At 42.3% G+C, this 15,022-nt stretch carries 7 protein-coding genes; all 7 read left to right on the forward strand.

Going from position 1 to position 15,022, the window contains the following annotated elements:
* Nucleotides 1–45: 45 nt before the first annotated feature.
* The 7 genes from CLI64_RS09255 to CLI64_RS09285 all read left to right on the forward strand — a co-directional run bounded on the left by CLI64_RS09255 (nt 46) and on the right by CLI64_RS09285 (nt 14,890).
* Entirely contained in the window at nt 46–2,475 is a 2,430-nt protein-coding gene (locus CLI64_RS09255) for an S-layer family protein (protein WP_103136943.1), read from the forward strand.
* 74 nt (nt 2,476–2,549) lie between these two features.
* The gene (locus tag CLI64_RS09260; RefSeq protein ID WP_103136944.1) at nt 2,550–5,018 is read left to right on the forward strand and encodes an S-layer family protein; all 2,469 of its coding nucleotides are present in this window, start codon (nt 2,550–2,552) and stop codon (nt 5,016–5,018) included.
* A 68-nt stretch (nt 5,019–5,086) separates the two neighbouring features.
* Nucleotides 5,087–7,525 carry an S-layer family protein gene (locus CLI64_RS09265; protein WP_103136945.1) on the forward strand — a complete coding sequence of 813 codons (2,439 nt, stop codon included), beginning with the start codon at nt 5,087–5,089 and terminating at the stop codon, nt 7,523–7,525.
* 195 nt (nt 7,526–7,720) lie between these two features.
* Nucleotides 7,721–10,201 carry an S-layer family protein gene (locus CLI64_RS09270; protein WP_103136946.1) on the forward strand — a complete coding sequence of 827 codons (2,481 nt, stop codon included), beginning with the start codon at nt 7,721–7,723 and terminating at the stop codon, nt 10,199–10,201.
* A 64-nt stretch (nt 10,202–10,265) separates the two neighbouring features.
* Nucleotides 10,266–12,761, forward strand: coding sequence for an S-layer family protein (locus tag CLI64_RS09275; protein WP_103136947.1), 2,496 nt, complete (start codon nt 10,266–10,268; stop codon nt 12,759–12,761).
* A 214-nt stretch (nt 12,762–12,975) separates the two neighbouring features.
* Entirely contained in the window at nt 12,976–13,794 is an 819-nt protein-coding gene (locus CLI64_RS09280; protein WP_103136948.1) for a DUF2382 domain-containing protein, read from the forward strand.
* A 202-nt stretch (nt 13,795–13,996) separates the two neighbouring features.
* Nucleotides 13,997–14,890: a DUF2382 domain-containing protein gene (locus CLI64_RS09285; RefSeq protein WP_103136949.1), complete on the forward strand. Its 894-nt coding sequence runs from the start codon at nt 13,997–13,999 to the stop codon at nt 14,888–14,890.
* The last annotated feature ends 132 nt before the right edge of the window (nt 14,891–15,022 follow it).

A 15,022-nucleotide genomic window follows, 5' to 3' on the forward strand; every position in this document is an offset into this window, starting at 1 on the left:
TAAGGGAACAATAAATACGTAATATAAGGTGAATCATTCAGTTTAATGAAATCGACTTTTACTGCCTCTATACTCATCAGTATTATCTTGACATCTGCTCTTGAACACAACAGTGTTCACGCCCAGGTGATTTCTGATCACACTCTCAAAACTGATGTGAGTGGTAGTAGTGATTACATCATCACTAACGGCACGCGTGTGGAGAATAATTTATTTCATAGCTTCAGCCAATTCTCTGTGCCTAGTGGCGGTTCGGCTTCATTTCACAATGCTACTGATATTCAAAATATTTTTAGTCGGGTGACAGGTGGTAATATTTCCCGCATAGAGGGTGTCATCAGTACCAATGGCAGTGCCAATTTATTTTTAATTAACCCAGCAGGCATAATTTTTGGGCAACAAGCCAGTTTGGATATTAAGGGGTCATTTGTCGCCACAACAGCCAACAGTATTAAATTTGCCGATGGAACGGAATTTAGAGCCAATCACCTCGATACCTCGCCATTATTAACGATGAGTGTACCCATTGGCTTGCAGATGGGGCAGAATCCAGGAGAAATTAGTGTGCAAGGTACAGGATATAGCTTAAATATCACTAATATACTCTCTCCCATTATTCACACACCTAGTTCAACACAACTGAAAGTAGAACCGGGAAAAACCCTGGCTTTGGTGGGTGGTAATCTGAATTTAAATGGAGCAACCCTAACATCTGAAACGGGTAACATTGAATTGGGTAGTGTAGGTGGCTCAGAATTTGTTGACCTGATATCAACAAATCAAGGGTATACATTAGGATACGGGAAGGTCAACAGCTTTGCGGATATTCAAATTGCCCAAAAATCTCTCATAGATGTCAGTGGAATGAATGCAGGCTCTGTGCAGATACAAGGTAAGCAGATTCAGTTTACTGAAGGCTCACTGTTACTATCGCAAAATCAAGGTAATCTCCCTGGGGGAAACTTGCGTCTTCAAGCAACCGAAAGCATTAATCTCATTAATGCAGTAAGTGGGGTGCGGAGTGAAACCTGGAACCAGGGAACTGGTAGCAATATCAATGTTATTACCCCTAAACTCAATCTCTACGATGGGGGGATATTAAGTAGTAACACCTACGGAGTGTCTAAAAGTGGGAATATCCAGGTTAATGCCAAAAATGTAGAAATATCAGGTTTATCAACCCTCAACGCCAGTGGCAGTTTTATTAACACCACCACATTTGGTTCTGGGAATGCAGGTAATATTTTTGTGCAGGGTGATAGTTTACTTGTATCTTATGGTGGCGGAGTATCGTCCGTATCGCGGGGTATTGGTTCTAGTGGTGAAATTGTGGTTCGCAACCAAGATACCACTGTGCAGAGTAGTAATAGTTCTCCCTTCGGTACAAGAATCGCCTCAGTCACCTTTAATGTTGGCAATGCTAAAACCTTAACCATAGATACTGCCAGGTTAAAAGTCATAGATGGTGCCTCACTCGGCACAAGTTCATATTTTATCGGTCATGCCGGGGATGTGAAGATCAATGCTACTGAATCCGTGGAAGTTAATGGCTACAATCCATTAACACCGAGTGCTATTAACTCCTCTGCTTTGATTCTCAACCCAGTATTGCAGAAGTTATTTGGGGTATCAGAATATAAGTTGACTGCTGATGCTGGTACAATCGACCTGACGACACCAAACCTCATTTTGAAGAATCAAGGAACTGTGACCGTTACCAATCAAGGTACTGGTAATGGTGGTAGTCTCAAAATTAATGCCAATACTATCCAATTACAAAATCACGCTTTCATTGAGGCCAGAACAGCATCTGGGAATGGTGGCAACATTGATTTACAAGTGGGTAACTCTTTGCGGTTGCGAGGCAACAGTCAAATTACCTCCACGGCACAAGGTAACGGTCATGGAGGCAATATTACCATTAATTCACCGATTATTTTTGGCTGGGAAAACAGTGATATTATTGCCAATGCCTTTCAAGGCAAAGGTGGTAATATTAACATTCAGACTCAGACTATTTTAGGATTAGCATTCCGTCAGCAACTGACACCAGAAAATGACATTACCGCCAGTTCGCAATTTGGGGTTAACGGTATAGTTAACGTTGATACTATTGGTGTTGACCCGAATGCTAGTGTAGTGGCATTACCTGTGAATGTAACTGATCAATCACAGCAAATAGCTAGCGGTTGTGATAGGAATCAAGGTAGTAGTTTTGTGGCTACAGGTAGGGGTGGAATACCACAAAATCCCAGCCAGGAGATGAGGAGCGATCGCACTTGGTCAGATATCCGCAATATATCTGCATTCCCAAACACACCACAAATACAAGCACAAGCAACCACACAGCCCCAAATCCCCATCCAAGCTACTTCCTGGCATCGTAACACTCAAGGAAACATTGAATTAGTTGCAGAGCTATCTTCTACTCAGACGCAACCATCCTTAACTTGTGCAGCAATTCCCAAAAGTTAGTTACACACCCGCAAAGGTTAGCAAAATCATCTTTTGGGCATACTACTTACAGGGCAGAAAATGGAAATAGGTTGATGAAAGTAACTTTTACAGTCTTTGGTTTAATTGGCGGAATTGTCATAAGCGTTATTGGCAGCAGTTGTGTTAATGCTCAAGTTATTCCCGATAGTTCTGTTGGGACAAATGTCTCCCCAGGTTCAGAACATTTCACGATTACTAATGGCCAGCGTGTCGGCAATAACCTGTTTCACAGTTTCCAACAATTCTCCATTCCTAAAGATGGCTCTGCTTTCTTCGACAATGCTTCCGATATCCAAAATATTTTTAGTCGTGTGACTGGTGGCAGTGTTTCTGATATTGATGGTTTAATTCAAGCTAATGGTAGTGCCAATTTATTTTTACTCAATCCCAATGGAATTATTTTTGGCTCTAATGCCAGGTTAAATATTGGTGGGTCTTTTGTAGCAACAACAGCCGATAGTATTACATTTGCTAATGGGACAGAATTTAGTGGAATCGACACCAATGCAACTCCTCTGCTGACTATGAGTGTACCAATTGGGTTACAGTTTGGTGGTCATCCGGGAACAATTTCTGTTGAGGGAACAGGGAACAATCAGATATTAAATGGCACATCTCCTATTTCGGGATTAACCAGTACCAACGGGTTACAGGTGCAATCTGGAAAAACACTAGCTTTGGTGGGTGGAAATCTTGTCCTCAATGGTAGTTTTCTGGCCGCGCCAGGAGGACGCATTGAGTTAGGAAGCATTACTCAAGGCGATGTCGACATCAATTTAACTCCTCAAGCCTTAACCCTGAACTATCCTGACGAAAACTATAGCTTTGGTGATATTCATATGAGCCACCGTGCTGTAGCCTCTGCTCGTGGAACTACTCCAGGATCAATTCAAGTCCAAGGGAAACAGATCAACCTTGAAGATGGTGCTTTACTGGTAGTACAAAATCTAGGTAGCCAAACTGCGGGTGATATTACCATCAATGCCACGGAATCGCTGCAAGTGATGGGAATGTCCCCAGACTTTATAACTTCCAGTGGAATCATCAATGAGACTCTACGAGCAGGCGCAGCCGGAAATATTGTCATTACTACCCCAAAACTCCACATTGATCGAGGTGCGTTCGTTCTGAATCGTACTTATAGTTCAGCACCCAGTGGTGATGTTGAAGTCAAAGCTAGTGAAGTATCAGTGGGTGGTATTCAACCGGGGAATCCTTTGATTGCTCCGATATTTGGCATACTGATGGCTGCAACTTATGGTAGAGGTCAAGGTGGAGATTTATTACTCTCTACCGATCGCCTGACAATTTTCGGTGGTGGTAATGTTGGTACTAGAAGCTTGTCTAGTGGCAATGGTGGCAATGCCAAAATCAGTGCTGATACTGTTGAGGTATCAAGTTTGAATACCCTCCCAGGCCCTTTATTGATTAGTTTGCTATCAGCGAATACTTTTGGTGCAGGGAATGCCGGCAATCTTCAACTTGATACCCGCAAATTGTCTATTCAAGATGGGGGTTTAGTTTCAGTTTCGACTGTGAGTTTTGGCAACGCTGGCAATCTGACGATCAACGCCTCGGAGTCAATCGATGTCAATGGCATGAAAGATCCAGAAAATCCCAGTTATATTGGAGCGATCGCTCGTGCATACACCGTGTTCACAACTACTGGTTTTGTGAATAATAGCAACTCTACCGCCGATGCCGGTAGTGTCACTATCAACACTCCCAAATTAACCATTAGCAATCAAGCAAAAGTGTTTGCCCAAAATCAGATTTTAGGTGATGCCGGGACTTTAGCAATTAATGCCAATATCTTACATCTTGAAAATGGCGGTAGTCTTTCCACATCCACAAAAGTCGGCGAAGGTGGTAATATCAAACTCGAACTGCGCGATTACTTGCTCCTGCGTCGCGGCAGCCTGATCAATGCCGAAGCAGGTGGTACAGGCAATAGCGGCAATATCAATATTAATTCACCCATCATTGTTGGGTTAGAAAACAGTGATATTATTGCCAATGCCGTCAACGGCAAAGGTGGAAATATTGAAATTACTACTCAAGGTATTTTCGGCTTAGAATATCGTTCTCAACTCACCCCAGAAAATGACATCACAGCTAGTTCCCAATTTGGGGTAAATGGTACAGTACAGGTTCATACTATCGGTGTAGATCCCAATTCTGGTTTATTAGAATTACCGGAAAATGTGACTGATCCATCCCAACAAGTTGCTACAGGCTGTGCTGATACGAGTAGTAGTAGTTTTATCGCTACAGGACGTGGTGGAATACCACAGAATCCCTCACAGGAGGTGAGGAGCGATCGCACTTGGTCTGATATTCGTGACATCTCTGCATTCCACAACACACCACAAATCCAAGCACAAACACCCACACAACCGCAAATTCCCATTCAAGCTACATCTTGGCATCGTAATCCTCAAGGCAAAATTGAATTAGTGGCAGCTAAATCTTCCACCAATGTACAGCCATCATTAACCTGTGCTGCTATTCCTCAAAGTTAATGATTCATGGTATTCAGACTCTCATCTGGGAACAATAAATTACGTGTATAAAATTTCGAGATGAGTTGATGAAGGTAACTGTTGCAGGCTTGGGTTTAATTTGTGCCATTTACATATTTGCTATTAACAGTAGTGTTCAGGCACAGATAAAACCTGATAGCACTCTCAATACCAAGGTATCTGGAAACCAGAATTACATTGTTACCGACGGTACTAGTGTCGGTAACAATTTATTCCATAGTTTTAGCGAATTCTCCGTTCCTAACGATGGTTCTGTCACCTTCAGCCATAGTTCTCATATCCAAAATATTTTTAGTCGCATTACCGGCAATAGTGTTTCTTATATTGATGGTGCTATTAATGCTCATGCCAATTTATTCCTACTCAACCCATCTGGGATAATTTTTGGCAAAAACGCCAGTTTAAATATTAATGGTTCTTTTGTAGCGACAACAGCCAATAGTATTAAATTTGCTGATGGAGTTGAATTTAGTGCTGTCAATCCCACATCTCAACCGTTATTAACAATGACTGTACCTATTGGCTTGCAAATGGGTAATTATCCTGCACCGATACAAGTCCAAGGTACAGGACATCTCCTCAATACCAACAGTAGTTTCTCTCCTTTAATTGCCAATCCTAGCCTTAGCAAACTACAAATACAGTCGGGAAAAACCTTAGCATTAGTGGGTGGAAATCTCACTTTGGCAGGTGCTACTCTGAGTGCAGGAACGGGTCAAATAGAATTAGGAAGTCTGGGAGGCTCAGGATTAGTTAGTTTAGTACCGACTACTCAGGGTTATCGATTGGAATATGAGCAGGGACAAATTTTTGCTGATATTCAACTAGCACAAAAGTCACTATTAGATGTGAGTGGGTTTAACGCTGGTGCAGTTCAACTCCAGGGAAGAAATATAGAATTTACCGATGGCTCATTGATTTTCTCTCAGAATTATGGCAGTCTGGCGGCGGGAGAAATTAATTTGCGAGCATCAGCAGCGATCGCCATGATTGGGACAACAAGCGATGGTAAAATTCGCAGTTGGATTCGTGCAGAAGCCTTAGCAAAGGGAGCTAGCGCAAATATCGATATTATCACTCCCCGGCTAACACTCCAAAATGGTTCGGGAATTAATGCTGTAACCTATGGAACTGCTAACAGTGGTAACATTCAGATTCAAGCTGCCGATATCGAGTTATCTGGCTTCTCACCCTTTAATACTAGTGGTGTGACTTCCATTGCTACTAGCACATATGGTAAAGGGTCAGCCGGCGATATTTCAATTGACGGAAATAGTTTACTGGTTTCCAGTGGCTCTGCATTATCTTCTGTGACGTTTGGCAGTGGTTCTAGTGGTAAAGTCACGATTCGCAATCAAAACACGACAATTAGTGGAGAAAATATTTATGGACTTTATAGCAATATTAGTTTAACTAGCTTTGCAACTGGAAATACCAAAGACTTGACTTTAGATACTGGGAAATTACAAATTCTAGAAGGAGGAGCGATAGGAGCATCAACATTCTTTGCTGGTAATGGGGGAAATGTACATATCAATGCCAGGGAAGCGATCGCTATTAGTGGTCAAAGTGCTAACAATCGTAGTAGTATCAACTCGTCTGTTTTGCGTTTAAGTCCACAATTACGGGAATTCTTTACGTTGCCAAATATACTGACGGCAAACGCGGGGAGTGTTACTATTAACACACCAAAATTGCTCCTGACAGATGGTGGTACTGTGAGCGTGACTAGCCAAGGTACTGGTAACGGTGGTAATCTTCAAATCGCTGCCAATCAAATCCAATTAAAAAATCGCGGGTTAATTCAAGCACAGACCGAATCTGGTAATGGTGGTAATATTAGTTTGCAAGTAGGTGGTTTTTTACTGCTACGCGATCGCAGTCATATAACTGCTACAGCCAGTAGCCAGGGGAATGGAGGTAATATCAATATCAATGCACCCATCATCACTGGATTAGAAAACAGCGATATTATCGCGAATGCAGTGCAAGGCAGAGGTGGTAATATTCAAATCACCACTCAGGGAATGATTGGATTACAATTTCGTTCTGAACTTACCCCAGACAATGACATTACAGCCAGTTCAGAGTTTGGTGTTAACGGCAAAGTTGATATTCATAATATTGGTGTTGATCCGAATTCTGGTTTAGTGGAATTACCGGAGAATGTGACTGACCCATCACAACAAATTGCTACAGGCTGTTCTAATACTAATACTAGTAGTTTTGTCGCCACAGGACGGGGTGGCATACCGCAAAATCCGACACAACAAGTGAGGAGCGATCGCACTTGGTCTGATATCCGCAATATCTCTGCATTCCACAACACACCACAAATCCAAGTACAAGCACCCATACAGCCACAAATTCCCATCCAAGCCACATCCTGGCATCGTAACCCTCAAGGCAACATCGAATTGATTGCAGATCAATCTCCCGTGCCAGTGCCAACAACATTAACCTGTGCTGCCACTCCTCAAAGTTGATGTACACATTCCTCAATCTCCACTTCAACGCAGATATTCAACTCTCCAACTTTTGAGGGTGTTGACGACGAGTCATAATTTATGTGGTGGATTACTGATTGAACTGCGGCAAAAGTTAAGCTTTGTAAAGAGAAAGTATAAAAAAACTAGTAAGGGAACAATAAATACGTAATATAAGGTGAATCATTCAGTTTAATGAAATCGACTTTTACTGCCTCTATACTCATCAGTATTATCTTGACATCTGCTCTTGAACACAACAGTGTTCACGCCCAGGTGATTTCTGATCACACTCTCAAAACTGATGTGAGTGGTAGTAGTGATTACATCATCACTAACGGCACGCGTGTGGAGAATAATTTATTTCATAGCTTCAGCCAATTCTCTGTGCCTAGTGGCGGTTCGGCTTCATTTCACAATGCTACTGATATTCAAAATATTTTTAGTCGGGTGACAGGTGGTAATATTTCTCGCATAGAGGGTGTCATCAGTACCAATGGCAGTGCCAATTTATTTTTAATTAACCCAGCAGGCATAATTTTTGGGCAACAAGCCAGTTTGGATATTAAGGGATCATTTGTCGCCACAACAGCCAACAGTATTAAATTTGCCGATGGAACGGAATTTAGAGCCAATCACCTCGATACCTCGCCATTATTAACGATGAGTGTACCCATTGGCTTACAGATGGGGGAGACTTCTGGTAGCATCACTGTGCAGGGAATAGGAAACAAGTTGACAGATAGTACCGGTTTTGGTACTGCCAATGCCAGCAAAAGTCCCATAGGACTACAAGCCGGAATAAATCAAACCTTCGCATTGATTGGCAATGATGTAAACTTCTCTGGCGGTGTAGCTTCCAGCAATGACAGTGGTCATTTAGAAGTGGGCAGCGTCAGTACGGGGACAGTGAGACTAAATGCTACTTCTACGGGTTGGGTGGGGGATTACTCTACTGTGTCGCAATTTAACAACATTCATCTGGCGCAAGAATCGCTTTTGAATGCCACTGGCAGCAATGGCTCAATCCTATTACAAGGGCAAAATATTAGTTTGACTGAAGGTTCTGCTGCTTTGCTCCAAAATTTGGGAACACAAACTTCTGGAGGTATCATAGTTAATGCCACAGGTTCCCTCAATCTGGCAGGGAACACAAGCAACGGTCAATTGGGAAGCTTCCTCCAAATCAACAATTTCAGCACAGGTCAAGTAGGAGATATTGGCATTTCTGCTGCCCAGTTATCTTTGCAAGATGGAGCGAGAATTGTTACCAGAACTCGGACTTCCGCAGCAGGTAGCAATATAATCACAAAGGTAGGGGGTACGACTGAGGTCAGTGGCTTTAACCAAAATAACCCAGCCATTTATACTGCGATCATCACATTTTCATTAGCGCAGGGCAATGCTGGTAACATCACAGTATCCACCGATAATCTCCAGATTCTGGATTCTGGCCAAATTATTTCTGTAGCTGTCAACTCTGGACAAACCGGCACAATCCAAGTGAATGCCACAGATCAAGTTAAAATTGCAGGTTACAACCCGAAAGCATTTTCAGAAAGTTCCCTATCTACATTTACCCAGGGTTCTGGTAATGCAAATCGAGCAGTCATCAATACTGGTCGATTAGTAATTCAAGGGGGTGCATCTCTGGGGTCTTCTAGCGCAGCCAGTGGTTCGGCAGGTAGTGTGGAAGTGAATGCTTCTGAGTCCATCAATATCGAAGGTGGTGTGACCCAGGGTAGGACTATCGGATTACCCTCACGCATCTTTTCCAACGTGGAGGTTCCCGATGCGGTCACTCAAGCTGCCTTTCAACTACCTCCTCTTCCTACCGGTAATTCAGGTTCTTTAAAAATTAACACACCATTGTTACGCCTCACAGATGGAGGTGCTGTGAGTGTGAAAAATGATGGAACTGGCGAAGGCGGAGATTTACAGATTCAAGCCAACTCAATTTTTTTAGATAATCAAGGAAGTATTACTGCATCAACAACTTCTGGAAATGGCGGGGATATCCAACTAAACGCGCCAGACTATCTGCTGATGCGTCACGATAGCGTGATTTCCGCTACTGCGAAGGGCAGAGGTAATGGTGGTAACTTGTCAATTAACTCACCAGTAATTGTAGGCTTAGAAAACAGCGACATCATTGCTAATGCGATTCAAGGTCGTGGTGGCAACATTCAGATCGCTACACAAGGTATTATTGGTCTAAAATTCCGTAATACGCTGACTCCAAGAGTTGACCTTACCAACGACATTACGGCTAGTTCTCAGTTTAATATTGATGGCACAGTGCAAATTAACAATGTTGGTGTTGACCCCAATTCAGGTTTAGTTGAACTACCAGCAAATGTCACCGATCCATCCCAACAAATTGCTACAGGCTGTTCTAATACTAATACTAGTAGTTTTGTAGCGACAGGAAGGGGTGGAATACCGCAAAATCCGACACAGGAAGTGAGGAGCGATCGCACTTGGTCTGATATCCGCAATATATCTGCATTCCAAAACCAACCGCAAATACAAGCACAAGCACCCACACAGCCACAAATCCCTATCCAAGCAACTGCCTGGCATCGTAACACCCAAGGCAAAATTGAATTAGTTGCCGAGCAATCACCTACTCAGTCTAAACAAGTCTTCACCTGTGCAGCTATACCCCAAAGTTAGTGAATGTTGTAAAACCTACCAAACTGGGAACAATAAATACGGAAACAACAGTCATAAATTGGTGATGAAATTAACTTTGGTTAGGTTTGGCATTCTCACTACAGTCTACATCTGTGCAGTTAATAACAATGGTGTTTACGCCCAAGTAATTCCTGATCACACTCTCAATACTCAGGTCAGTGGTAGTAGTAATTATACCATCATAGAAGGTACGCGTGTTGGTAATAACCTGTTTCACAGCTTTCATCAATTTTCCGTTCCTATCAATGGTTCAGCCTCATTTCAAAACGCTGCTGATATTCAGAATATTTTCAGCCGAGTCACAGGAAATAATATTTCCCAAATTGATGGTTTGATTCAAACCAATGGCAGTGCGAATCTGTTTTTACTCAACCCCGCAGGGATAATTTTCGGTTCTCATGCTCGTTTAAATATCGGGGGATCATTTGTCGGGACAACTGCTGAGACTATTACATTTGCGGATGGGAGTAAATTTAGTAACACAGACACCAACACATCCCCCTTGTTAATCATGAGTGTACCTGTTGGGCTGCAATTTGGTAGTAACCCAGGAGGGATTACAGTTCAAGGTACAGGACATAATGCCCAATTAAGTGACTCAGTGCAAGTTTCTGGACTAAATCTCAATACTAGAGGATTACAATTACAACCAGGGAAAACACTAGCGTTATTAGGCAAAGATATAGCCTTAGAAGGTGGACTGCTCTCTGCACCAGGAGGACTAATAGAATTGGGTGCTATTAACAATGGCAATGTGACTCTCAATTCTACTTTGCAAGGATTTGCCTTCCAGTATTCCCAAGTTCCCAGTTTTGGCAATATTCAAATTACCCAACGAGCCTTAGCATCGACACGGGATTTCAATGGAGAAAGTGGAGGATCTATCCATATCCAGGGGAAGCAAGTCAGTATCCGCGATGGCTCGATGATATTAATCCAAAATCGCAGTCCAATGACGGCTGGTGATATTACCATTGATGCTTCAGGGTCTTTAGAAATTATTGGCAAGTCGCCTGATTTTCAAAGTTCCAGCAGTTTAGTAAATGAAAGTACAGCCTTGGGTGCGGCGGGGAATATTATCATTAATTCTCCACGATTGAATATTGATCAGGGTGGGTATATCTATAACCGCACTTTCAGCACAGCACCAGGGGGCAATATTACCATCAACACCAATGAAACACGGGTTAATGGTTTTGCATCTGGTGATCCTTCTGCGTTTCGAGCAGTTAGTCAAATATTAGCTGCTTCCTATGCAGGCGGAAAAGGTGGCAATATTTCTGTTTCTACTCAAAAGCTGTCAGTTTTAGCTGGGGGAAATATAGCAGCTAGACCCTATGGTTTGGGTAGTGGGGGCGATTTGACGGTGAAGGCGGACACTGTTGAAGTAAATAATGCTGGAACTCCCACTGGCTTTTATTTTAGTCTCATCTCTACTGCCACATTTGGGTCTGGTAACGCCGGAAATTTGGCGATTGATACTCGTAAATTGTCAGTGCAAGCTGGCGGGAGAGTATCTGCTTCTAGCATAATTTTAGGTAATGCTGGTGTACTCAATATTAATGCTTCCGAATCGATTGATGTAAGTGGGGTCAAGGATGCAGACAATCCTAGCTATATCGGTACGGCTGTGCGTCCTTTTGGTACATTTGCCCAAATTTCCCGTGCGAGTGCAGGTAACACCACCATCAACACTCCTGTTTTAAATATTACTGATGGAGCAACGGTTTTTGTTCAAAATACTGGTTTGGGTACGGCTGGTAATCTGCTAATTAATGCCAACATCCTCAAACTTGACAATAATGCCAGTATTCTAGCATCTAAAAAAGCTGGAGATGGAGGCAATATCAATCTGCAACTGCGGGATGTATTATTGATGCGTCGTGGTAGCTTGATCAATGCGGAAGCAGGTAGTAATGGCAATGGTGGCAACATTAGTATTAACTCTCCCAATGTGATTGGTCTAGAAAATAGCGACATCATTGCCAACGCTGTACAAGGAAAGGGTGGCAATATTCAAATCACAACTCAGGGAATTATTGGTTTGGAGTACCGTAATCTTCTCAATCCTAGAGAGGTTTTGAGTAATGACATTACTGCTAGTTCCCAATTTAGTGTTAGTGGTACAGTTCAAATTAATAATGTGGGCATTGATCCTAATTCCGGTTTAGTGGAATTACCGGAGAATGTGACTGATCCATCCCAACAAATAGCTACTGGTTGTTCTAATACTAATAGTAGTAGTTTTATCGCCACAGGACGGGGTGGTGTACCGCAAAATCCCACACAGGAGGTGAGGAGCGATCGCCCTTGGTCAGATATCCGCAATCTGACAGCATTCCACAACCAATCGCAGGTACAATCCCAAATACCTACACCTCCAGACGTACCTGTGCAAGCTACTTCTTGGTATCGCAATCATCACGGCAAAATTGAGTTAGTTGCAAATAACTCCCATGTTCAAACACAACCATCATTAACTTGTGCAGCTTTGACTCCCCATCATGACAAATTCAGTCGCAAGTCAGAGGGAATCTAGACAAAAGATTTTTACGCTGATCTATAGATATTCTTTTGAACAAGATTAGGAATATATGAATCCGGCTTGATTTTTGCAACGATCAGTCGGGGACTGGGGACTAGGGACTGGGATTGTTACTCAACACCGGCTAAACGCCGCGCTACCGCTAACAACACTCAGCACTCAGCACTTTCAAACTAATTTACACATACAACTAGGAGTGCGATCGTATATGCCTCTCTATAAACTGGAAGAATTTGACCCCAACTATCGAGAAACCTTTGGTGGTGCTGATGTTAAATCATTGGAACTATATACCGAAAGTGGGGTGTTAGTTGGCTCAATTGCTGATGCTTTGGTTGACCAAGATGGACGTTTTCGTTATCTGGTCATCTCTACTAATTTAGATACAATTCAGAAAAAAATATTATTACCTATTGGACTTTCTCACATTAATTATCCGGCAAAACGCGTCTATGTAGATGGACTCAGTAAAGAACAAGTAGAACATCTACCAGAATACCATGATAATTTGGTCTTAGATGAAGATTACGAAGAAAAAGTCCGCCATGTTTTTCGCCCCTCAACTAGTGACACAATTCCAGGTAAAGAAAGTTACAGCTATCAAAAAGAACCAGATTTATACAATTTAAATGATCAATATCATCAAACATTCAGACTCTACGAAGAACGCTTAATTGCTAATAAACAACGTGTGAAAACTGGGGAAGTAGCTGTTGGTAAGCATATTGAAACTGAAACTACAAGAGTTAGAGTACCTGTTCAAAAAGAACGTGTTGTGATTGAAAGAGTCACTCCAACAGTTGCAGACACTATAGTAGATCCGAAAGAGGTTAAATTCCAATCTGGAGAAGTAGCACGCATAGAAGTTTATGAAGAAACCCCAGAAATCCGCAAGCAAGCTTTTGTGAGAGAGGAAGTCAGAGTCAAAAAAGTCATCGAGCAAGAAACTGTAGAAGCTCAAGACACCATTCGGCGGGAAGAATTAGATATTGACACAACAGGTGAAACTACCTTGCGATCGTCATAACTTCCGTGGGAATAACTCGTTGTATGTAGTCAGAGCTTTAAACATCAGTCTCAATCTAAAGTTCTGACTATAAACTACATAAATATAACCTTTGACGTTTTGAGATGGCAAGAATTATTTCAAACGAAAGATACAATAAATACTCTAAATTTGTAAGTTAGTAATTAAGAAATACTTTATTAAACATTTGAGGTAAACACACATGGTACTGTATAAATTAGAAGATTTTGATCCCGATTACCGCGATACAATACAAGGTGATGATATTAAGGGTTTGGGCGTATACACAGAAAGTAATAACGAAAAAATCGGTACTGTTAATGATGTTTTGGTAGATGATGATGGGCATTTTCGCTATTTAATTGTTGATTTAGGTTTTTGGATTTTTGGGAAAAAGGTATTGTTACCAGTGGGACGCACTCGCATTGACCACGGTACAGACCGCGTTTACGCCATCGGTATGACCAGAGAGCAGGCTGAAAACTTACCAGAGTTCAACGAACGTTTAAGTCTAGACCAAGATTATGAGGAACGGGTGCGCGGTGTGTATCGTCAACCCATGTACGGTACCCAACCTCTAGACACATCAACGCCTCTAGACGCATCAACCCCCGTAGAAACATCACGAACCACAACATCTACACCAGCTTTTAACCGCGATACCTATAAATACGAACAAGAACCTAGTTTGTATCAACTAGACGAAGCGCATCATCAAACTTTGAGATTATATGAAGAACGGTTGATTGCCAATAAACGTCGTCAGAAAACTGGAGAAGTTGCTGTTGGTAAACGCGTGGAAACTGAAACTGCCAGGGTTGCTGTTCCAGTGGAAAGAGAACGAGTAGTGATTGAACGTGTTACACCACAAGATGCGGGTAAAGTTGTTCCTCCTGGGGAAGCAAACTTCCGTGAAGGTGAAGTAGCTCGCGTTGAAATTCATGAAGAAACGCCTGATATTCGCAAGGAAGCTGTGTTGCGAGAAGAAGTCAGAGTCAAGAAAGTCGTGGAGCAAGATACAGTTCAAGCTGAAGATACCATTCGCCGTGAAGAACTAGATGTGAACGCTCCTAATCTTCCCATTGAAGAGCGTTAATCGTTCATAGTTCATATGAGTGCAGGTATAGCTGATATAGCAGTCCTATCTGATTTGTGAGAACTCGCGGTGTCCAGATCCCCGACTTCTCAAAGAAGCCGGGGATCTTGTGTTTCATGAATGATTTAGGAT

This window comes from Nostoc sp. CENA543 (assembly GCF_002896875.1).
In the GTDB taxonomy this organism is placed as follows: Bacteria; Cyanobacteriota; Cyanobacteriia; order Cyanobacteriales; family Nostocaceae; genus Trichormus.